19 protein-coding genes are annotated in these 21,289 nt (G+C 47.8%); 10 read left to right on the forward strand and 9 right to left on the reverse strand.

The window, feature by feature from the left end; translation table 11 throughout:
- Positions 1-161: 161 nt before the first annotated feature.
- From KU855_RS01895 to lptD, 7 genes are all read right to left on the reverse strand, one after another.
- On the reverse strand, positions 162-2,183 hold the full coding sequence (locus KU855_RS01895) for a methyl-accepting chemotaxis protein (protein WP_218528660.1): 2,022 nt from the start codon (positions 2,181-2,183) through the stop codon (positions 162-164).
- Between the two features lie 81 nt (positions 2,184-2,264).
- Complete coding sequence (locus KU855_RS01900; RefSeq protein WP_218528661.1) at positions 2,265-3,089, reverse strand: symmetrical bis(5'-nucleosyl)-tetraphosphatase; 825 nt, start codon at positions 3,087-3,089, stop codon at positions 2,265-2,267.
- Between the two features lie 8 nt (positions 3,090-3,097).
- Complete coding sequence (gene apaG / locus KU855_RS01905; RefSeq protein WP_218528662.1) at positions 3,098-3,478, reverse strand: Co2+/Mg2+ efflux protein ApaG; 381 nt, start codon at positions 3,476-3,478, stop codon at positions 3,098-3,100.
- Between the two features lie 26 nt (positions 3,479-3,504).
- A complete protein-coding gene (gene rsmA, locus KU855_RS01910) occupies positions 3,505-4,308 on the reverse strand; it encodes a 16S rRNA (adenine(1518)-N(6)/adenine(1519)-N(6))-dimethyltransferase RsmA (protein ID WP_218528663.1) in 804 nt (267 codons plus the stop codon).
- A gap of 14 nt (positions 4,309-4,322) precedes the next feature.
- The gene (pdxA, locus tag KU855_RS01915) at positions 4,323-5,306 is read right to left on the reverse strand and encodes a 4-hydroxythreonine-4-phosphate dehydrogenase PdxA (RefSeq protein ID WP_218528664.1); all 984 of its coding nucleotides are present in this window, start codon (positions 5,304-5,306) and stop codon (positions 4,323-4,325) included.
- Between the two features lie 6 nt (positions 5,307-5,312).
- The gene (gene surA / locus KU855_RS01920) at positions 5,313-6,617 is read right to left on the reverse strand and encodes a peptidylprolyl isomerase SurA (protein WP_218528665.1); all 1,305 of its coding nucleotides are present in this window, start codon (positions 6,615-6,617) and stop codon (positions 5,313-5,315) included.
- A 116-nt stretch (positions 6,618-6,733) separates the two neighbouring features.
- Positions 6,734-9,031: an LPS assembly protein LptD gene (gene lptD / locus KU855_RS01925; protein WP_218528666.1), complete on the reverse strand. Its 2,298-nt coding sequence runs from the start codon at positions 9,029-9,031 to the stop codon at positions 6,734-6,736.
- Between the two features lie 183 nt (positions 9,032-9,214).
- On the opposite strand from lptD, the gene KU855_RS01930 reads away from it, so the two are divergent.
- The 6 genes from KU855_RS01930 to aqpZ all read left to right on the forward strand — a co-directional run bounded on the left by KU855_RS01930 (position 9,215) and on the right by aqpZ (position 14,140).
- Positions 9,215-10,210: an aminoglycoside phosphotransferase family protein gene (locus KU855_RS01930; RefSeq protein ID WP_371316310.1), complete on the forward strand. Its 996-nt coding sequence runs from the start codon at positions 9,215-9,217 to the stop codon at positions 10,208-10,210.
- Positions 10,207-10,887, forward strand: coding sequence for an N-acetylmuramate alpha-1-phosphate uridylyltransferase MurU (gene murU / locus KU855_RS01935; protein WP_218528668.1), 681 nt, complete (start codon positions 10,207-10,209; stop codon positions 10,885-10,887). The genes KU855_RS01930 and murU overlap by 4 nt, the downstream gene beginning before the upstream one ends.
- 18 nt (positions 10,888-10,905) lie before the next feature.
- Positions 10,906-11,685, forward strand: coding sequence for a co-chaperone DjlA (djlA, locus tag KU855_RS01940; protein ID WP_218528669.1), 780 nt, complete (start codon positions 10,906-10,908; stop codon positions 11,683-11,685).
- 46 nt (positions 11,686-11,731) lie between these two features.
- Entirely contained in the window at positions 11,732-12,355 is a 624-nt protein-coding gene (locus tag KU855_RS01945) for an outer membrane beta-barrel protein (protein ID WP_218528670.1), read from the forward strand.
- A gap of 12 nt (positions 12,356-12,367) precedes the next feature.
- On the forward strand, positions 12,368-13,321 hold the full coding sequence (locus tag KU855_RS01950; protein WP_218528671.1) for a D-2-hydroxyacid dehydrogenase: 954 nt from the start codon (positions 12,368-12,370) through the stop codon (positions 13,319-13,321).
- 75 nt (positions 13,322-13,396) lie between these two features.
- On the forward strand, positions 13,397-14,140 hold the full coding sequence (aqpZ, locus tag KU855_RS01955; RefSeq protein WP_256260832.1) for an aquaporin Z: 744 nt from the start codon (positions 13,397-13,399) through the stop codon (positions 14,138-14,140).
- A gap of 68 nt (positions 14,141-14,208) precedes the next feature.
- On the opposite strand, the gene purT is transcribed toward aqpZ, so the two are convergent.
- A complete protein-coding gene (gene purT, locus KU855_RS01960) occupies positions 14,209-15,384 on the reverse strand; it encodes a formate-dependent phosphoribosylglycinamide formyltransferase (RefSeq protein WP_218528673.1) in 1,176 nt (391 codons plus the stop codon).
- A gap of 208 nt (positions 15,385-15,592) precedes the next feature.
- Between purT and KU855_RS01965 the strand changes: the two genes are divergently transcribed.
- From KU855_RS01965 to KU855_RS01975, 3 genes are all read left to right on the forward strand, one after another.
- Positions 15,593-15,982 (forward strand): DUF3302 domain-containing protein, encoded by a 390-nt coding sequence (locus KU855_RS01965; protein ID WP_218528674.1) that lies wholly within the window; start codon positions 15,593-15,595, stop codon positions 15,980-15,982.
- Complete coding sequence (locus tag KU855_RS01970) at positions 15,983-17,128, forward strand: HlyD family secretion protein (protein ID WP_218528675.1); 1,146 nt, start codon at positions 15,983-15,985, stop codon at positions 17,126-17,128.
- A gap of 335 nt (positions 17,129-17,463) precedes the next feature.
- The gene (locus KU855_RS01975; RefSeq protein ID WP_218528676.1) at positions 17,464-20,142 is read left to right on the forward strand and encodes a DEAD/DEAH box helicase family protein; all 2,679 of its coding nucleotides are present in this window, start codon (positions 17,464-17,466) and stop codon (positions 20,140-20,142) included.
- Positions 20,143-20,274: 132 nt separating this feature from the next.
- Here the strand turns inward: KU855_RS01975 and KU855_RS01980 are convergent, their stop codons facing one another.
- Entirely contained in the window at positions 20,275-20,823 is a 549-nt protein-coding gene (locus KU855_RS01980) for a DUF4136 domain-containing protein (RefSeq protein WP_218528677.1), read from the reverse strand.
- A 134-nt stretch (positions 20,824-20,957) separates the two neighbouring features.
- Here KU855_RS01980 and KU855_RS01985 point away from each other — a divergent pair, with 134 nt between their 5' ends.
- Positions 20,958-21,257 carry a DUF1289 domain-containing protein gene (locus KU855_RS01985; RefSeq protein WP_218528678.1) on the forward strand — a complete coding sequence of 100 codons (300 nt, stop codon included), beginning with the start codon at positions 20,958-20,960 and terminating at the stop codon, positions 21,255-21,257.
- The last annotated feature ends 32 nt before the right edge of the window (positions 21,258-21,289 follow it).

The following is a 21,289-nucleotide window of genomic DNA, read 5'->3' on the forward strand; positions in this document are numbered from 1 at the left end:
GATTGATATGAGTACGCGCCAAAGCTTCTGAAAGTTGCATAAAAAAATCCGATGACAAGGGGTCATCGGATTTTGATCCTTTCAGTGAGATCGTCAAGCGATCTGTCTTAACTGATCGGCATTAGGCGTTAACGCCGGTTTTTTTATGCAAATAATATCGTCTACACCTTAAACTCCGCCACACAAGCTTGCAGCTCCTCTGCCAATTTAGCCACTTCTTGGCTGGCATTGGCAGTTTGCTCCGATCCCGTTGCTGTTTCATCACTAATCGCGGCGATTTGACTCAGTTTGTCTGACACTTGGCGACTGATCTCACTTTGCTCTGCGCTGGCTTGATTAATGGCATTACCCGCATCATGAGCGTTGTGCACGGCATCATTGATGCGATGCAATGCCTGGTTCGCCAGTTCATTTTTGTCGACACAGGCCCGCGCCTGCAGCTGCCCTTGCGCCATGGCTTGTACGGCTTGCTGGCTGCCTTGTTGTAACAATTCAATCATTTGTTGAATTTCGGCAGTGCTTTGCTGGGTTCGAGACGCTAGACTGCGCACTTCATCGGCCACTACCGCAAAGCCTCGGCCTTGCTCTCCAGCGCGAGCCGCTTCAATGGCTGCATTGAGGGCCAATAAGTTCGTTTGGTCTGCAATGGCTCTGATAACATCGAGGATCGAGCCAATAGCGGCGCTATCGGTATGGACCTTATTGATCACGGTTGCGGCATGGGCCACTTCCAGAGCCAGCTGTTCAATGGTTTGACGATTATCATCAGCGATGGTCTGCATTTGCCGTGATTGCTGGTCAGCATGGCTGATCTCGTTGAGGGCGACAGCGGCGCAATCGGCGACCTGTTGCGCTGATGAGCGTAATTGGTCGGTGGCATTGGCTATCATATCCACCTGATATTTTTGTTCTTGAATACTCGATGTTGTCTGGGTCGTCACTGCTGACGTTTCTTCCGCGGCCGTGGCTAATTGTGCTGAACGATCTTGAATGCCAACAATTAAGCCTTTGAGGCTGTCGACCAAGCGGTTGCAGTTTTTGGCCAAGACCGCAAATTCATCGTGTCCCGACTCATTGAGCTTGTGGGTTAAATTACCGCTGGCCAAAATAGTTAAGGCTTGGTTGATATTAGCAAGCGAGTGTTTTAATGGCCGAACCACAGCAATACTCACGGCGATAGCCACCACGAGGGCTGCGAGCATTAATACCAAGGTTTGTAGGCTCGCGCTATGGATCCCGTCTAGGGCTTGCTCGCTGATCCGATTGGTTTGCCGTTCTATCAGTTCGTTAACTTGCTCCATGGCATCATTGACTGCCAGCGCTTGCTGATCACTGGCTAGTTTACTTTGTTGCGCTTGGGTTTGGGCACTGAGCTGTTTTTGTTTGTTGGCTATGACGCCTTGGGGGCCGTTGATAGTCAGCAGGTTGGTGTCAATTGCTTGATTCACTGTGGCAATGCTATTGGTGGGAAGGATGCCCTGACTATGACGATTGAGATAGGCTAATTTGGCTTGGATATCGGCCGTTAGTAACTCAAGTTCGGTGGAGATAATGGTAAATTTGTCTGGTTCAACCGTCAGGGTTAATTCATGCGTCGTGCTAACCAACATGGTGAGGTTGGTGTCGATATTGGCTGCAGCGGCCGCTAACTCTCGCTCGACTAATTGCTGGCTGACATCGAGATCCATAATATCTAACAGGTACATCGCGGAATCATCGATAGCAAGTTCTAACTCGTCTGCTTGATTGATGATCTGAGCTTGTAAGTGTCGTGCTTGGCTATGGCTTGATATGAGTTGTTGATTAACCCTTTCAAAGTCCTGATAACTGTGATTGAGTTGTTGTAACTTGGCGCTTAATTGCGCTTGGCCGTCGAGCAGTGCGGTCAGTGTTGCTAAGTCTTGATGATAGTTAACGGTTGCCTGTTTGAATTCATCAATAGGTGCTGTGAGTTCGTTGGGATGATTGATATGGTACAGGCTCAAGCTGATTCGTTGCTGTTGGTTTAACGCGTGCCGTAAGTCGGCCACCAGATTCAACGCGGGAATACTGGTTTGCTGTAAGGTTTGGGTGGTGTTCTTGAGGTTATCATTGGTCAGGAGGGCGGCACCGCTGACAATGAATAATAAACAGGTCACAAGTGAAAAGCCACCAATGACTCGGGTGGCAACGGAAATTTTCATGGTTACTCCGGCAAAATATGTGCTTCCTATATTGAAAGCTCTGATCTGGGCTGTGTCTCTATCGGCCCATTGCCGTCGATCTTAACCTTTATTTAACGACTTTTGTGTGATTCTTTCATTTTTTTCAAGATGATACAGGGTCAAATACTCTCCCCAGCAACACCCTGTATCTAAGGCGAGCATCTGCTCGTTATCCGTTTTGCCCATGAGCGCTGCCCAATGGCCAAATATGATCCGATAGTCTTGAGGTAATTGATTTTTAAAGGTAAACCAAGGAGTTAAAGACGAATTCATCATGGATTGCGGTGCTTGTTTGCAGTCAAAGTCCAAGGCGCCGTCTGGATGCAGAAACCGCATTCGAGTTAAGGCATTAATGCAGTATCTGAGCCTATCGATGCCGCTGAGAGATTCAGACCAATTTTCAGAAGTCTGGGTGTACATCTTGGCAATCAGCGCCTCTAAATAATCATCGGCCATCAAGGCTTCGCTGACCCGATGACATTCTTGGCGTAAAGTCGCCAGATCCCATTGAGGTGGCACGCCAGCATGAGTCATCACTAGTTTATGCTGGGGTAATTCGCGCATGAGTGGCTGACAACGCAAGAAGTTGATCAATGACTCACCATCGTCGGCGTCTACAATGGCTTGCAAATGATCACAGGCTTTGGCTTTTTTGAGGCCTGCAAAAACGGCTAATAGATGTAAATCATGATTACCAAGCACCACATTGCCGGCATCTTCTAGTGATTGAAATAAGCGCAATACCGCCAGAGGTTCGGGGCCTCTGGCCACTAAGTCACCGACGGCCCAGAGTTGATCTCTCGAAGGATTAAAATCGACCTTTGCAAGGAGCAGGCTCAGTTCTTGATAACAACCTTGTATATCACCGACAAAATAATGAGCCACAAATTCTCCTAATGCAGCAAACCTGGCACGGCCAAGCGGAAAGGCGGGATAGCAGCATGAAAATCTTCACCCTGCTCGCTTTCCATGGTGTAAGACCCTTGCATAATACCTATGGGGGTTTCTAACACAGTACCACTGGTGTATTGAAAGCTGGCATTGGCCTCAATGGTGGGGGTTTCTCCCACCACACCAGAGCCTTGTACTTCGCTTTTATGGCCATTGGCATCAGTGATGATCCAATGGCGGCTTTTCAGCTTAGCCGCCTTATTACCGTGGTTACTGATGGTAATGGTGTAACTGAATAAATATTTGTCTTCCGTTGGCGAAGACTGCTGTTCGATATACTCAGTCACCACTTCGATGTTGATGGTGGACTCCAATCCATTCATGACAGTTCCCTTGTATTGTTAATCGATTAGCTACGACGACACACCAAATTAGCCATCGCAACATACTGTTCGACGCTAATTTGTTCAGGACGTAAAGTGGAATCAATCCCTAAGCGAGCAAAGTCATCATCATTCAACACGCCCTTAAGGTTGTTACGCAAGGTTTTGCGACGCATATTAAAGGCGGTAGTGGTGAGCTTTTGCATGACTCTGACATCATCACAAGGCCAAGGTTTGACTTCATAAGGCAATAAACGCACCACGGCAGATTCCACTTTTGGAGGCGGAGTAAAGCTGCCTGGTGGCACTTCTAACACCGGCACCACTTGGCAGTAATACTGAGCCATGACGGTTAAGCGGCCATAGGCTTTGCAGCCTGGCGATGCCGACAAACGTAAGACCACTTCTTTTTGCAGCATAAAGTGCATGTTCTCAATATGTTCGGCAAATTCGAACAAATGGAACATCAGCGGCGTCGAAATGTTGTACGGCAAGTTACCAAAGACTTTGAGCTTTTTACCTGGTTGCAGTAATTGAGCAAAATCAAATTGCAGGGCATCGCCTTGAAAAATCGTGAGCTTATCTTTAAGCACTGGGTGCTGTTGTAAGCGTTCAACCAAATCTCTATCTAATTCAACCACGGTTAAATTATCAATCGCTTCGGCGACTGGCTCAGTCAGCGCGGCGAGACCGGGACCAATTTCAACCATGACATGCTCATTGTCTGGCGCAATCGCCCCAACAATGCGGTTAATAATGTTGTAATCGGTAAGAAAGTTCTGACCGAAACGTTTTCTGGCCGTATGGCCTAAATGGACTCTATTGCTCATTGATTTGTATAAATTCAGTTAGAGGCCAGTTCAATGGCCTTATTCAGGGCGCAGACTAAGCTGCCTGTGTCGGCCGTTCCTGTGCCAGCGAGTTCCAACGCGGTGCCGTGATCTACTGAGGTGCGAATGTATGGCAACCCCAAGGTAATATTCACTGACTTCCCAAATCCTTGCGCCTTCAAGACCGGTAACCCTTGGTCATGGTACATGGCTAACACCACGTCGGCTTCATTGAGATATTTGGGTTGGAACAAGGTATCCGCCGGTAATGGACCGGTAATATTCATAGCGAACTCATTTCTGAGTTGATTTAGTGCCGGAATGATAATATCGATTTCTTCCCGGCCTAAATGACCATCTTCACCCGCATGAGGATTGAGACCACAGACATAGATTTTGGGGTCGGCAATGGCAAATTTTTTCTTCAATTCTTGATGCAAGATATGAATGATATGCATTAGCCTCTCATGGGTAATGGCTTTAGCCACATACGCTAATGGTATGTGAGTGGTGACGAGTGCCACTTGTAAGCCTGGGCACGTCAACAGCATCACAACATCTTGGCATTTTGCTTGTTGGGCAAAAAATTCGGTATGGCCACTAAATGGGATCCCGGCCTGATTGATGATGCCTTTATGCACTGGGCCGGTAACCACGGCACTAAAATCGCCGGACATGTTGCGCTCGCCGGCGTATCTTAAAGTTTCCACTACATAAGCGCTATTATTTTCGTTCAGCTGGCCGCAAATAACCGGCTCGGCTAACGGAAACGGCACAATAGTAAGGGTGCCAGCGTCTTGCGGTTTAGCCGCTTGATTAGGCTGATAAGGACGTAAGGTTAAAGGTAAACCTAATTGCTTCGCTCGGCTTTTTAATAAATCGGGGTCAGCACAAACAACCAGTTCTGCATCCCAGCGTTGCTGAGCAATTTGGACTATCAAGTCTGGCCCAATGCCGGCTGGTTCTCCCGGCGTCACCGCTATGCGTTTGGTTGTCAAAGTCGATTACCCTTGTTTACGATCGTTATTGAAGATTTCAATGTAGGCATCAGCACGCATTTCATCCAGCCACTGCTGTAATTCTTCATTGAATTTGCGGCGGTAGATTAGCTGTTGAGCTTGATTGATATTCATTTTATCGGTGGCATCCGTAGTCCGGTCATCTTCTAATTGGACAATATGCCAACCATGGCTTGAGCGGAAAGGCTCACTCAGTTCACCCGGTGTTAGCTCGGCCAACGTCTGAGCAAATGCCGGTACGTACATGCGCGGATCGGCCCAGCCTAATTCGCCCCCTTTGGTGGCAGAACCTGGATCTTCAGAATACTGACGAGCCAAGGAAGCAAAGTCTGCTTTACCACTACGAATATCTTTGGCAAATTGATCAAGCATGGCTTTGGCACGATCTTCTGACAAGATAGGAGAAGGCTTGAGCAAAATATGACGTGATTTCACTTCATGTACATCTTGGGTTTGTAAGCCGCGAGTGTCTAGCACCTTGATGATATGAAAACCGGCACCGCTCTTAATTGGACCGATGATGTCGCCTTTTTTCGCATCGGTCACGACTTCTGCAAATAAGGTCGGCATTTCATTAATGTTCATATAATCCCAAACGCCACCTTCCAAAGCTTTAGGGCCGGATGACGCCGCAATAGCGGTTTGCTTGAAATCGGCACCTTCATTGAGGCGGTTAAGCACGGCATCAGCGCGGGCTTGTGACGCTTCAAGTTGAGCACTGCTAGGGTTGCTTGGCACTTCAACCAAGATATGACCAATTTGAAACTCTACGTTTTTAAGGCCCTGCTCTTCAATCATTTTGACCAAGGATGAGATTTCTTGCGACGAGATATTGATCCGACGCTGCACCTGAATGCGTTGGATTTCGCCTAAGGTAATTTCTTGGCGTAACTGTTCGCGATACTGGCTGTAAGTTTGGCCACTTTGCTCAATGGCCGCTTGCATTTGAGCAACGGACATTTTTTGTTCTTTGGCAATGTTTTCAATCGTTTGATCTAACTGTAAGTCACCAACGACCAAGCCGATGCGCTCTGCCATTTGCAGTTGAAGGCGGGTTAAAATCAAACGTTCGATGACCTGTGTTTCTAAGGCATCATCCGACGGTAAGGCTTGGCCGGCATCTTGCGCATTACGCTTAACCGTGGCCAACATATTGTCGACTTCACTTTGTAAAATGATGCCTTCGTTAAGCTGTACCGCTACGCTGTCCAGAGGCACAGGTACGGCCATGGCACTTAAACTTAAGGTGGCGCCTACAAGGGCGGCTATTATTGTTGTCCCAGCTTTCATCCAAAATATCCTTGGCCAAATAATCTTGCGATTGTGGGCATCAATTGATGCCATAGTCGTTGTCAATGTTTGGACTGTCAGTCCCTTGTGTGGTTCAGCAATTTACCATATTTTTATTAGTTGCGCAGGTAAAGGGGTTTTCGGTAATTGAATAAACCTTCATCAAGCATATCGCTGACACCTAGCGGGCCCGAGCCCCCTAATCCTTTGATCACAAAATTGAGGTAAACCCCTTTTTCAAACTCTTCACGATAATTCTCAATCGGATTGAAATCGTCTGCATAATTAGTCTTGATGTTGTAGTGGTAGCTTAAACGCACCGCCCAACAGCAAGATTCATATTGCAGCCCCGCAAAGGTTTCGACGGTGCGTTCACGATTTAGGTCGTAGTACCAGTTACCGACAAAATACAGATCATCACTCAATGGCCAAGTCGTGCGCAAACCGGTTTGCGAGATATCGACTCGATCATTGGTGTTGGTGTTCAGCAAGTCAGGTACATAGCGATAGTTCACTTGGACTAACTTATTGGCACCGGGGCGAAAATCAAGGCTAAACTCTGACTTCTTAGTCTCCCCCTCTTTGGTATCAAATTGAATCGCACCACTAAAATACCAGTTTTTATACAGGTGGGCATCTAGCTCGGAGGCCAATACTGAGAAAGAGGGCGCTTCCTCTTCAAACTCTGGATTGAGGTCGACCTTGTTATCTTCAAAATAAAATATTTGGCCCAGACTAAATTTGAGCTGCTCTAAATTATGACTGTCAAATAGGCGTGTGGTCGCCCCAATGGTCACTTGATTGGCATTGGCAATACGGTCGATGCTTGAGTAGCGTCTGTCACGGAATAATCCATAAAAATCATCAGCTAACGCGGCCGTGTCATATAAACCAATGGCAGACTGATCCTCATAACCCACATAAAGATACTGGGCCTGCGGCTCTAAGGTTTGGCGATAATTCTCACCCCATATCTGGGTTTGACGCTCAAAGTTAATTTGGCCATGAATGCGTGCTTGCGGAATTGTGCGGCTCACGCTGTCTTCTAAGCCATCCCCAGCACTAATGTCTCTTTGCCAATAATTGGTTTGAAATAATTTCAGTTCAGTGGTTAACGAGCCCGCCGGTACATAGATGGGCAAGGTAAGCGTTGGTTCCATGTGCCATCGGGTGGCTTGGGGCTGCGTCACGTCGTCATGCTCAAAATTGGTCAGCTCAGTGCTAAAAGCAAAATCGAGATTGTTCCAAAAGTCGGGTAAGCGATAATTGGCCGATATTTGCGGCAACACTTTATAGGGCTCTTCGTTTTCAGCACCGAGGACTTTAATGTCTTGCACTCGCACACTGGCATCCCAGTTGCGTTGGAAATAGCTAAGTTCGCCAATGCGATTGAGCTGGTTATCCGTTGCTTGATTCACATCCGATGGTAAGTCATTGAAGTAATTGTTATCTGAGACATCGGTATAATTGGCTAATACCCGCCAGTTTTCATCAATAGCGCCCCGATGTTGCCAGTGATACAAATAACGCGTCGGGTCATTCTCAAGGTATCTGTCTTTGCCTAAATAGCCGAGATTGATTTGTCCTTGCTGGGCCTCACCGGCTAAATAACGAAATTCTGTTTGTAAAAATAAGCCGCGATTAGTCATTAAATGCGGGGTGAAGGTTAAATCATACTCCGGGGCAATATTCCAATAATACGGGGTGGTGATTTCCAAACCATTGGTAGTGCTGGTACTGATACTGGGGAACAATAATCCCGATTTGCGCTTATCTGACACCGGTACCGTCATATACGGAACGTAAAATACTGGCACGCCTAATAATTTGACTTTGGCATCCCAAATTTCACCCCATTCATCATCGCTATCGATTTTGATCTTATCGGCTTCCAATATCCAGGTCAGGTTTTCTGGCGGACACGTGGTGAAGTTGGTTTGCGTCATCAACAAGTTATTATCGGGTGTGATTTCCAGTTCTTGCGCCGAACCATGCACTTGTTGACCGTGCAGCCAATAATTGGCGCCGGAAAGCACGGCAGAGTTTTGCCGCATTTTAGCCACTAAGCTATCGGCGGTGACCGTAAATAAACTGTCTTGGAAAATCAGGTTGCCATTGGCATCAAGTTGTTCTTGTTGTTGATTAAAGATGGCTTGATCGGCTTGGATGAGGCGGTTGCCTTGGGTGACGCGCACGTCACCTTGAAAGCTGGCCATTTGCCCCATGGTGGCATCTGATGAGTCAGAGCTGATATAGATCAGCGCATGCGTTAAATCATCGCTTTGACCTTGAATAGCGGTCACGCTAGGCACAGGCACGGGCGGTTGGATAACACATTGCCCTGGCACAGGAGTATCAATGGCCATCGCGGTATAAGGTAAAAGGCTTAGCGCCACAAAATAACGAATTTGCATGTCAGATCGATTTAGTTGAATTCTGTCATTGGACAAGTTTAGGTGGGAAAAGTTGTCCTTGGATTTTTACCTAGGCTCCAAAGGCTAAAAACTTGCACTCGGAGGCAAAACAGGCTGTTACTCAATGTTATGCTGGCTATAATAAAGCAATTTTTGGTCAAGAGCCATGAGGTCACCTTGCCTGTGATTAGAAAAGAGAAACTATTGCAATGGCTAGCCAGTCATTTTGGTCAGCCCGTAACGGCTGCGTTGATTTGCGGTGATGCCAGTTTTCGGCGGTATTATCGGGTCAAATGCGGTCATTTATCCTTTATCGTAATGGACACCCCGGTGGCTCTGATTGCCACGGAACCATTTGTTGAGGTCGCAGCCGCCTATGCCATGGCCGATATTCCGGTGCCAGAAATTATCGCGGTTGAGCCGCAACAAGGCTTTATTCTTTTGCAAGACTTGGGCGACATCAGTTTATTATCGCGACTCGATAATGACACTGTCGAGCCTTGGTATCATGCCGCGCTCGCCCTATTACCGCAGGTGGCCAAGGTGCGTGCCACCACGCAAGGGGCATTACCCCAGTATGACGCTGAATTTGTCATGCGCGAATTGGCCATTTTTAGTGAGTGGTTATTGCAGCATCACTTAGGCATGCGCTTAACAGAACCGCAGCAGACGATGTTGGCCGCAGCGTTTAGTGTGCTGTGTGATAGTGCGCTAGCTCAACCTCAAGTGGGCATGCATCGAGATTTTCATAGTCGTAATTTAATGGTGCATGATGAAAAATTGTATGTAATTGATTTTCAAGATGCTGTTGTCGGGCCTATGACTTACGATGCAGTATCTCTTATCCGTGATTGTTATATTCGTTGGCCCGATGCCGTGGTGGAGCGCTTACAAGTGGCGCATTTTGACTTGTGTCGCCAGCAAGGGCTGTTGGCTGATAATCATGACTTAGCTGAATATATTCAGTGGTTTGACTTGATGGGGATTCAGCGCCACCTTAAGGCTGCGGGTATTTTTGCCAGACTGTATCATCGGGATCAAAAACCTGGGTATCTAAAAGATATTCCGTTGACGTTAAGCTACATTGTCGATGTCGCTGCTCGTTATCCCGCATTGCAACCCTTGGCAGCCTTTGTTGGCGAAATCCAGCCATTAGTGGCAGCTAAGGACGGTCAATGAAAGCGATGATATTAGCTGCCGGCCGCGGCGAGAGAATGCGGCCTTTGACCGACACTTTGCCTAAGCCGTTGTTACCAGTGGCGGGTAAGCCCCTGATTGTGCATCATCTCGAGGCATTAGCCTTGCAGGGGATCACTGAAATTGTGATTAATTGTGCATGGTTGGCTGACACCTTGATGGCCACCTTGGGTGATGGTAGTCGTTATGGGGTGTCTATTCGCTATAGCCAAGAACACACTGCTTTAGAAACCGGTGGTGGCATAGTGCAAGCATTACCTTGGTTAGGGGACGAGCCGTTTGTGGTCATTAATGGCGATGTGCTGCTCAGCCAATGGCCCGACGTTAAGGCGATAACATTAGCTGAGGGCTGCCTGGGTCATTTATGGTTAGTGACTAACCCCAGTCACCATACGGCTGGCGATTTTGCCTTAAATGCCGAGGCTTTAGTCTATCAAGCGCAAGATGGTGAGCAAACCATGACATTCAGCGGGATGGCCGTGTATCATCCGAGTTTATTTGCTGCGGCGCCAACCGGGGCGTTCGCATTAGGTCCTTGGCTAAGACAGGCGATGGCACAAGGGCACATCCAAGGCGAGTTTTGGCCACATTACTGGTGTGATGTGGGAACAGTGGCAAGGCTCGAGCAAGCGAATATCGATCTTAGCCAACAACAATAATGAATAGCGGGAAGTAACATGCGGATTTGGGGCAAGCTTTTTGGTGGAGCCATCGGCTTTATGTTCGGTAAGTTTATCGGGCTAGTGATTGGGCTGTGGTTAGGGCATCAGGTCGATAAGTATGCTGCCGCCTCTAAGCAGTTAACTCAGCGTGGCAGTAGCCGTCAGGCCATCTTTTTTAATACCACTTTCTCCGTCATGGGGCATGTGGCTAAGGCCTCAGGTCAAGTCACGGCGACCGATATTAAAATTGCCAGCTTGTTGATGGATCAAATGCGCATTACTGGCCAAGCTCGCATCGATGCTCAGCAAGCATTTCGAGACGGTAAAGCCAGTAATTTTGATTTACGTGGCAGTTTAAAGGCCTTTCGCCTGATTGCCATGGGGCGCAGTGATTTACTGCAAATGTTTATGGAAATCCAAATTCAAACCGCCTTAGCCGATGGTAAGCTCGAGGCCAAAGAGCATGCATTGTTGCTGACCATTGCGCAAGAGCTCGGGTTTGGGCGAATGCAACTCGACGCATTATTGAAGCGTTGGCAAGCCGAGTACCAATATCATCAGCAGGGTGGTCAGCAATCCTTGTCGATTGAGCAAGCCTACCAAGTGCTGGGGATTGAGGCTAATGTCGATGATCAGCAAATTAAGCGTAGTTACCGTAAGTTGATGAATGAGCATCATCCTGACAAATTAGTCGCGAAAGGCTTGCCGCCAGAGATGATGGAGTTGGCTAAGCGTAAGACCCAAGACATTCAAGCGGCATACGACAGGATTAAGTCGGAGCGCGGAATGCGTTAATCCAGATTTCGATGTTTTACTCGGATGGACACTCAAGGAGTCGAGTATGGGTAATATGATCAAGAGTAGCCTAGTGTTTGGGGTGACTTGTGGCTTGCTGCTTAGCACAAGTTCGCAGGCGAGCCAGTGGTTTTTCACGCCGACAATGGGCTATAGCTTTGGTACCAGTGATGTTGAGTTAGCCGACACCACTCCTACGGCGTTTGCTGCCATTAAGGAGGGGGAGCATTGGGGGGGGCAGTTTGGCATGGATACCCCAGATCCGGGTCAGGTTTACTTGCTTTATTCTCATCAGACGACGGACTTATACAGAAAATCACCAGAGCAGCCAAAGTTAACCTCCCTGGCGATCGATTACTTACATTTCGGTGGCAGCTTGCGTTTTCCCAAGGGAAAGTTAGCCCCTTATATCACCACCAGTATTGGCGTTACCCAACTGCGGCCAAGCAAAGCTTTATCCACTGAAACTCGTTTTTCTATGGGGATTGGGGCCGGGATGAGTTATCAAATAGCCGACCACTTATCTGTCCAGGCTGAGGTTCGCTCCTTTGCCACCTTCATCGATAGTAATCAGCAATTGTTTTGTGATGTCAGCGGCTGTTTGTGGCAACTGCAAGCCGATATATTGTGGCAAAGCCAAGCTAATCTTGGGGTAACTTACCGCTTTTAATTGAGGGTGAATATGAACATTATTGTGCTTGATGGTTTCACCTTGAACCCTGGCGATCTTAGTTGGCAGCCGCTGGCGGCCTTAGGCGCACTTAGGGTCTATGATCGCACCGCGGTTGGCGAAATACCCGCGCGTTGTCACGATGCCGATATCGTGTTGACCAATAAAACCCCATTGGATGCAAAGACACTCGCCGCGTTACCTAGGCTGAGGTATATCGGCGTGTTAGCGACCGGAACCAATGTCGTGGATATTAAGGCGGCGCTAAAGCTTGGCATGGTCGTAACCAATGTGCCCAATTATGGCAGTGATGCGGTCGCGCAAATGGTCTTAGCTCACTTGCTGCATCATAGCAATCGCCTCAGTGTCCATGATGCGGCAGTCAAGGCCGGACAGTGGCAGGCGCAGGCCGATTTCTGCTTTAGCTTAACGCCGTTGATTTCTCTTAACGCTCTTACTCTCGGTTTGATTGGCTTTGGCGCTATTGGTCAGCAAGTCGCACAAGTGGCCTTAGCATTGGGCATGAGGGTCGCGGTGCATAGCCGCACTCGGCCTGAGTCGTTACCCGCTGGCGTGGTTTGGCTTGATCTCAATGATCTATTGGCGAGCTCAGATGTAGTGTCCTTACACTGTCCATTAACCCCAGAAACCCATGAATTGATCAATGCCGAACGATTGGCATTAATGAAGCCTCTGGCATTGTTGATTAATACCGCCAGAGGCAGCTTGCTTGATGAAGCCGCGGTAGCCGCGGCAGCAAATACTGGGCGCCTATTTGTGGGGGTCGATGTGTTGAGCAGTGAGCCGCCGAGCGCTGACAATCCGTTACTGCATGCCAGCAATGTGACTATCAGTCCGCACATTGCTTGGGCGACACAACAAGCCCGCCAACGCCTGCTCGATATTGCCGTTAATAATCTTATCGCCTTTACTCAGGGAACTCGACTTAACCAAGTCCTCGGGTAAATTAAAATAAAACATTTTATTAACATTTCGTGCTAAGTTATTTATCGTCTATGTTAGATAAGAGTCTGGTTGTCAATGCCAAAGACTCATTTATCACCTCTAACTTTGAGGAGTTACTCCATGTTTAAAATTCTTAGTGCAGAATTTATTGGGACATTTTGGTTGGTGCTTGGAGGCACTGGAAGTGCGGTATTTGCCGCGGCCTATCCCACTGTGGGTATTGGTTTTCTGGGGGTTGCATTAGCCTTTGGTTTAACCGTGGTCACCATGGCGTATGCCATTGGCCATATTAGTGGTTGTCACTTAAACCCAGCCATCACTGTGGGTTTATGGGTGGGGGGGCGCTTTGAAGCCTCTAAAGTTATTCCTTACATCGTGGCGCAAGTGCTCGGAGCGATTTTGGCATCGTCAGTGGTGTATTTAGTCGCCAGTGGTAAGGCGGGCTATAGCTTGGCCGATGGACTAGCCGCTAACGGCTATGGCGAGCACTCCCCTGGTGGTTATGATTTATTGTCAGGCTTTGTCATCGAGGCGGTGCTAACCGGCATGTTTTTGATGGTGGTGTTAGGGGCAACCCATAAACTGGCAACCCCTGCCATGGCGGGGCTGGCGATTGGTTTATGTTTGACCTTGATCCATTTAATCAGTATTCCCATCACCAATACTTCGGTCAACCCTGCGCGTAGTACTGGGCCGGCAATCATTATGGGAGACTGGGCGTTATCACAATTATGGTTATTTTGGCTCGCGCCCATTGTCGGCGCTGTCATTGGATCCTTAATTTACCGCTGGTTGTGCCCTAACGAAGAGACGGTTTAGCCAGCGGCGACTATCGACATCAATGATCCCCCCGAGCCCAGCTCGGGGTGATGCATTTAGGCGCAGTATTAATACTTGATATTCACCATATTGGCACATTCTACCGCGCGGGCAACGGCTTGCTCTATATCGTGTCCTTGCGCTAACGCGACCCCTAAACGGCGCTGACCATTAATCTCAGGTTTACCAAAAAGCCGCAGTTGTGTTTGGCTGACGGCTAGCGCTTGGGGCAGCTGTTGATATTGAATATCCGTTGATGTGCCGTCACCTAAAATCACCGCCGACGCGTAATAACCTTGCTGGTGGATGTGACCAATCGGTAATCCGAGGATAGCGCGCACATGCAGGGCAAATTCCGACAAGGGCTGGCTGACTAAGGTGACCATGCCAGTGTCGTGTGGCCGCGGCGACACTTCTGAAAAGAACACTTCATCGCCTTGAATGAATAGCTCGACGCCAAATAATCCATAACCACCGAGCGCTGTGACTATGGTGCTAGCTACGGCTTGTGCTTTTTCAAGCGCGATGGAACTCATGGCTTGAGGCTGCCAAGACTCTCGATAGTCGCCGCCCTCTTGGCGATGGCCAATGGGAGCGCAAAAGTGGATACCGTCAACGGCACTGACGGTTAATAGAGTAATTTCATAATCAAAGTTTACAAATCCTTCGACAATCACTCGGCCTTCACCGGCCCGGCCTCCTTGCTGAGAATATTGCCAAGCCGCCACTAACTCCTCGGGGCCGCGCACTAAACTTTGCCCCTTGCCAGATGAACTCATCACTGGCTTGATCACACAGGGATAGCCGATTGTGGCCACGGCAGTGGTTAACTGCTCAATATCATCACAAAAGGCATAAGGCGAGGTCGGTAAGCCCAAGGTTTCTGCCGCTAAACTGCGGATCCCTTGCCGATCCATGGTCAGCTGAGTTGCCCGCGCAGTGGGGACAACCTGAATGCCTGCTTGTTCAAAATTTGACAGTGTTTGAGTGGCAATGGCTTCTATTTCGGGAATGATGATATGCGGTTGCTGCGTTTGCACTAGCTGTTCTAATGCGGCTGGGTTGAGCATATCCATAACAACTCTGCGATGGGCGACTTGCATCGCAGGGGCATTGGCATAGCGGTCGACGGCGATGACTTCAATGCCAAATCGTTGTAATTCAATAGCCACTTCTTTTCCGAGTTCGCCGCTGCCTAATAGCATGGCGCGGGTTGCATTGGGGCTGGATGGGGTGCCGAGCATCTGTGTACCTTTTTGGCGAGTAGGGGAATTGAGATTGTAACTGAGGCCGTGCCCAGTGAAAGCGAAAGTCGCAGGGATTGATGGCTCTGTGGCCGAGATCACTTAGCCGTTCGCTGATAAAAACGCAGAGTTGCGAGAAATAAGTGCTCGCAATTGCGGGTTATGTTGTGAATAATGTTGTCAGATTGTTCTATAACAGGGAGAGGTTATGTTTTTGGACTACTTTGCGTTAGGGGTATTGATTTTTGTCGTCTTAGTGTTGTTTTACGGCATTATCGTCATTCACGATATTCCCTATGAGATTGCTAAAAAGCGCAATCACCCGCAACAAGACGCGTTACACATTGCGGGCTGGGTCAGTTTATTTACCTTACATGCTATTTGGCCATTTTTATGGATCTGGGCCACCTTATATCGCGAAGACCGTGGCTGGGGCTTTAATCTAGAAAAACGTGAAGAAGCGCTGGAGTCGCAAGTGAAATTGCTGCAAGCCAATCTCGGTGAGATGAATAGTCGCTTGGCATTATTAGAAACCCAGCAAGCGTTAGGCGCCCAAGCTGTCGCCCCTATCACTGCGCCAAAAGCTATGGATGTTTAAATGGACTTATTGCTAATTCTTACCTATGCCGCTTTCTGTATCGCCATCTTTAAACTCTTTAAAATTCCACTCAATAAATGGACTGTGCCAACCGCGGTGTTAGGCGGGGTCGTATTGGTCGGAACCTTAGTGTTATTGATGAACTATAACCACCCCTACACTAAAGCAGCACGCGAGTTTTACGTCTCTGTTCCTATCATCCCTGCTGTGCGCGGGGTGGTGGTTGAGGTTAATGTCTTACCGAATCAGCAGGTCAAAGAAGGCTCGGTGTTGTTTAGGATCGATCCGACCCCTTACCAAGCTAAACTGCAATTACGCCAAGCCGAGCTCGCCACGGCTAAGCAACAAGTGCTGCAGCTTGAGGCCAGTTGGCAAGCCGCCAGTGCCATGGTTGAGCGGATGGCAGCCGATCGAGACCGTAATTTATCGGCTTTTCAGCGTTATGAAAAAGGTCGTAAGCAAGGCGGCGCCAATTCGCCTTTCACTGAACTTGAGTTAGATAATCGTCGCCAATTATATTTAGCCTCAGAAGCTCAGCTTAATGCGGCCAAAGCCGACGAGCAACGCACTAAAATGGCTTATGAGTCGACGATCGATGGGGTTAATACCTTGGTCGTTTCGGCTCAGGCTCAGGTAGATCAAGCTCAATTCGAATTTGATCAAACTTGGGTGCGCGCCCCGAGTGATGGCATGGTGACTCAACTCGCACTGCGCCCTGGCATGATGGCAGTGCCGATGCCGCTTAGGCCCGTGATGAGTTTTATCCCGAATGAGGATAAATATTTTGCGGGTGCTTTTTGGCAAAATTCATTGTTACGCTTAAATGTGGGTGACGAAGCCGAAGTGATTTTAGATGCCGCACCTGGGCAAATTTTCAAAGGGCGGGTCGCTAAAATATTACCAGCCATGGCTGAAGGTGAAGTGCAAGCCAATGGCACCTTAATTGGAAGCAATCGCATATTTGTACCGGGGCGCACTATCGTGGTGATCCAGGTTGAGGATAACGCCATCAGTGCCAACTTCCCTGCCGGAGTATCGGGGCAAGCGGCTATTTACACCGAGCATTTTACTCACGTGGCGGTGATGCGTAAGGTGCTACTGAGAATGCAAAGTTGGTTGAATTACTTGTTTTCAGAAGGGCACTGATCCCTGTCGGTTAATGCGTGAATGTGGAGGGTGTCATGACTATTCATTGCACCCTCTTTATTTTAATTGTTATTAGCGGGCTTTAGGTCGCAGTATGGGTCTTGGCCGTCGACCTTGCCTATCAAGCTGCTCTAGCTAATATCGATTATTCATCTTAGGCTAGTGCCCTCATCAGTACTGCATCGCCTGGCAAGCTCGCCGTCACATGTTCAGTTTCCGCGCGGCCCAATGATGAGACTGACAATTTAGCGGGAACACATTAACGAATAATGGCAACATCGGTAAGTCATGATTACCGCGTAAAAATACAGTGACAATGAGGCGGCGTATTTCAGATGGATTTCAATCAATTAAATTTTAAATATCCTTGGCGACCCTATCAACAACGGGTACTAGATGCGGTTGATGAACATCTTGATGATAGCAAATTACATGTGGTCGCCGCGCCTGGTGCGGGAAAAACAACCTTAGGGATAGAGGTGTTTAAGCGGCTTAAATCTAAGGCCCTGATACTATCTCCTACCCGCGTAATTCGGGATCAATGGATAGATAGGCTTAGAGACTTCACTCAATGCAACGACCCTTTTCAATTAGCATGGACAAGTCAACATTTAGATACGCCTAAGGCATTTACTTCCATTACTTATCAAGCGCTGCATGCCAAAATGAAACATATTGACGACTTGGCCGATGATCGCGAAGACGAAACGGAAACCAGTTGTCCTAATGCACTAGAATTAGCCGCCTTTATCACTCATCTTCAAGCCGCTGCAATTAAGGTGTTAATTTTGGATGAGGCGCACCACTTAAGACAAGAGTGGTGGAAAGCGTTAACCAGTGTCTGTGAGGCGATACCTGATATGGTGTTGGTCTCATTAACGGCAACTCCGCCATATGACGCACAGGGACATGAGTGGAGTAAGTACGAGCAACTATGTGGGCCAATTGACGAAGAAATTTCGGTGCCTGAGTTAGTTAAGGCTTCGACATTATGTGCCCATCAAGATTATGTGTGGGCGGTTGATGTTACTGCCGATGAGAAGGTTAAAATCCATGAATTTGATGGCCGCGTTAAACAGATGTGCGCCAACGTGCTGGCGAATGATATTTTTTTGGATATTTGCCGGCAGCATCAATGGTTAAATAATCCCCAACAATATGCTCGAGAAATAGTCAGTCATCCCCACCTATTAATCTCTATTTTATCGCTACTCAAACATAAAAACATGGCCATGCCTTCGGCATCGTTAAGCTTTCTCGATTTAACACATGCTGAGATCCCAAGCTTAAGTCGATACTGGTTGCAAAAATTAATAGAAGGCGTGTTATTTTCCAATTCCTATGCTTTGAGCAAGTCGCAGGACTTGTTTGTTGAACAACTTAAAAAGCAGTTGAGAGCCTCTGAATTGCTCTACAAACGAGAGTTAATGCTAGAGCATTCGCGGCGGTTTGAAAGATCATTATCGCTAAGCGTTGCTAAGATAAAAGGTTGCCTCGATATTCATCGGTTGGAGTTAAAGAAAAGGCGACAAGGTTTACGTCAGGTCATATTAACCGACTATATCCGTGATGAAGCCAGATCGTCTGCAAGCAACATCGGTGAGATCAATTTAGGTAGCTGGCCGGTTTTCGAAAAGTTAGTGCAGGAGTCACAGGTAAATCACGACATCGCGATGTTAACTGGCCGACTGTCGATTATTCATGAAAGTAAGCGGGGTTTAATTGAGCAGCAAGACCTAGCTAGCACGCTGAGTTTTTTACCGATAGCGCAGTTGCCCGGTTACCTAGAAATAAGAGGGCCGCTCAATCAACTAACCGTCGTCATCACCACATTACTTTGCCAAGGCCAGCTAAAAACCTTGGTCGGTACGCGCTCTTTGCTTGGGGAAGGCTGGGATGCGCCAGTGGTTAATTCTTTGATCCTTGCAAGCGCGGTGGGATCGTTCATGCTGACCAATCAGATGCGAGGTCGGGCAATAAGGATTGATAAACATCACCCACAAAAGGCTAGCAGTATTTGGCATTTGGTGGCGATAGATAGAGAAAGTCATTTTGGTCTGTCTGACTTTTTCAATCTTAAAAAGCGATTCTTAACTTTTGTCGGTTTAGCCCAGCAGGGTAACGCGATTGAAAGTGGGTTTGAGAGACTCGACACTAAACTGGCGTTTTACTTAAAAAGTAATCAGTCCATGAAATATGCGGTGTATGCAAATAACAAGCAGATGCTGGCGAGATTTAAGGCCATTGATTCGCTTGCAAGCCAATGGCAAGCGGCACTCATCGTCGATAAAAGCGCAAGAACCCTGCCTTCGGTGGAGGTGACGAAACTCAAAAGTTTCAAAATTTTCCATCTAAAAAACACCTTCAAGTATTTAACTCAAGAACTGTTGCTTGGTACGTTCAGCGTGCTGTTGGCTAGCGCATCGCTATTGACGACCCCGCAATCATTGAAAATAGGGCTGTGGTGTTTGGCTGGCGGCTTAGGTTATGTTTTTGTCAAAAACCTCGCAAAAACCATCAAGGCAGTTCGTGTCACACTCCTGCATTTGCCGGTTGATGGTTCATTAAAACAGATTGGACGAGCGGTGTTAGAGTCGCTCGCTCACACCGATAAACTGACGACCCCGTTGCGATTATTAGATGTCAAAACTTCAGAAGCGCTTGATGGTAGTTTGAGTATGGCGTTAACCGGCGGAACCTTTTTCGAATCTTCGCTGTTTGCCGATAACGTCGCCGAAGTCTTAGGCCCGATTGATAATCCTAGGTACATAGTCGTACGGGAGGGGGATTTTATGGGACTTGGCCGTAAAGACTACCACGCGGTGCCGACAATCATGGCGGTCAAAAAGGAGGCTGCTGAAATTTTTATCACTCAATGGAGTAAATACGTGGGCTCAGCTGATCTTATTTACACCAGAAGTGAGCAGGGGAGGGCGTCGTTGTTGAAAGCAAAAATGAGAGCCTTTTCGTCGACATTTGCCAACGACATGAGACGTATCGATAGGTGGCAATAGTGGCGTATTCAACCAACGCAAGGGAAAACGCATTGTGAGCTGCGCTGATAAATGAGGAGGATATTCATTGCGAATATCCTCCTTAACTGACTTGGCCTGTGTACAAGCGGCCTTGGGCATCACCCTTATGAGTTATTCAATCACGCCATCCGGTGGAAAACGTGCAAGAATATTTGAGATCACATCCTGGCTGGCGCTGACATTTTTTTCGACTGAGTCAGATACTTTAAAGCTATCAATACCTCGCCAAATAAGGCGTTTACTGGGATCGAAAATATTAATTCGGATCACTTGTTCAGTGGTCTCCTTGCCCAGAGGAATACCGACGCTTGAGCCAACACTGACCCCGCCGTGACTGCCCCAGCCACCGGTGCCAAGCCCAATAGAAACCCCTGAATCACTGGCTTTAGTGTTACTTGATAGCTCGACACCTGCAAAGAAGTCGGGAGTGCGCGGATTATCTTGGTAGCCTTTGAGGATCAGGGTTTTGACGACTTGATCGTTAATACGCGTGGCAACTAAAAGATCAGCATCGCTCGGGGGAGGCAAGATACTAAAGTTTTTTAAGGTAGCAAAATTGTAATTAACATCGTAATCGGTATTGGCAGGCTTGGTAGAACACGCCGATACTAACAATAACATCAAAACACACATCGCTATATGACGCATGGAACTGAGCATAGTTTCTCCTTGGCTGGTGTGACGCAGGTTCGCGCAAATGTGATTAAGATGTTATACCTTAAATGCACCAAAGTCGCGAATATCTGTGGAATATCAACCGCGGATATATTTGTAAAGTCATTGATAGGAATGCAATGGAACAGCTGCTTTTTTTTGAACTACAAAGTCCGTGTAAAGGTATCTGCACAACAGATAAAGGCGGCTATTGTTTAGGTTGCTTTCGTAGCCGCGATGAGCGCTTTAATTGGCAGAAATTCAGTGACAGTCAAAAACAAGAAGTGCTGCGATTGTGTCGGCAACGAGGGGCTCGCCGTCGTTATGCGTTGATCCAAGCTCAACGATCGCAACAACAAATTAATATCAACGAAGTGAATCAAGCATTTGATTTTGACGAACCAAATACCGATCCGGCCACAGATGGTTCCAGCGCCTAGTTAGCTAAGTAGCGCTTGTGCATTACCATGAG

This window comes from Shewanella sp. NIFS-20-20, from assembly GCF_019209865.1.
Lineage (GTDB): Bacteria > Pseudomonadota > Gammaproteobacteria > Enterobacterales > Shewanellaceae > Shewanella.

Bases quoted from the DNA above. Each gene is read 5' to 3' on its own strand.
- aqpZ (WP_256260832.1), top strand. From the start codon at position 13,397: ATGCCAAAGACTCATTTATCACCTCTAACTTTGAGGAGTTACTCCATG.
- KU855_RS01975 (WP_218528676.1), top strand. From the start codon at position 17,464: ATGGATTTCAATCAATTAAATTTTAAATATCCTTGGCGACCCTATCAA.
- djlA (WP_218528669.1), top strand. From the start codon at position 10,906: ATGCGGATTTGGGGCAAGCTTTTTGGTGGAGCCATCGGCTTTATGTTC.
- murU (WP_218528668.1), top strand. From the start codon at position 10,207: ATGAAAGCGATGATATTAGCTGCCGGCCGCGGCGAGAGAATGCGGCCT.
- KU855_RS01895 (WP_218528660.1), bottom strand. From the start codon at position 2,183: ATGAAAATTTCCGTTGCCACCCGAGTCATTGGTGGCTTTTCACTTGTG.
- lptD (WP_218528666.1), bottom strand. From the start codon at position 9,031: ATGCAAATTCGTTATTTTGTGGCGCTAAGCCTTTTACCTTATACCGCG.
- KU855_RS01965 (WP_218528674.1), top strand. From the start codon at position 15,593: ATGTTTTTGGACTACTTTGCGTTAGGGGTATTGATTTTTGTCGTCTTA.
- surA (WP_218528665.1), bottom strand. From the start codon at position 6,617: ATGAAAGCTGGGACAACAATAATAGCCGCCCTTGTAGGCGCCACCTTA.
- apaG (WP_218528662.1), bottom strand. From the start codon at position 3,478: ATGAATGGATTGGAGTCCACCATCAACATCGAAGTGGTGACTGAGTAT.
- rsmA (WP_218528663.1), bottom strand. From the start codon at position 4,308: ATGAGCAATAGAGTCCATTTAGGCCATACGGCCAGAAAACGTTTCGGT.
- KU855_RS01950 (WP_218528671.1), top strand. From the start codon at position 12,368: ATGAACATTATTGTGCTTGATGGTTTCACCTTGAACCCTGGCGATCTT.
- purT (WP_218528673.1), bottom strand. From the start codon at position 15,384: ATGCTCGGCACCCCATCCAGCCCCAATGCAACCCGCGCCATGCTATTA.
- KU855_RS01945 (WP_218528670.1), top strand. From the start codon at position 11,732: ATGGGTAATATGATCAAGAGTAGCCTAGTGTTTGGGGTGACTTGTGGC.
- KU855_RS01985 (WP_218528678.1), top strand. From the start codon at position 20,958: ATGGAACAGCTGCTTTTTTTTGAACTACAAAGTCCGTGTAAAGGTATC.
- KU855_RS01980 (WP_218528677.1), bottom strand. From the start codon at position 20,823: ATGCTCAGTTCCATGCGTCATATAGCGATGTGTGTTTTGATGTTATTG.
- KU855_RS01970 (WP_218528675.1), top strand. From the start codon at position 15,983: ATGGACTTATTGCTAATTCTTACCTATGCCGCTTTCTGTATCGCCATC.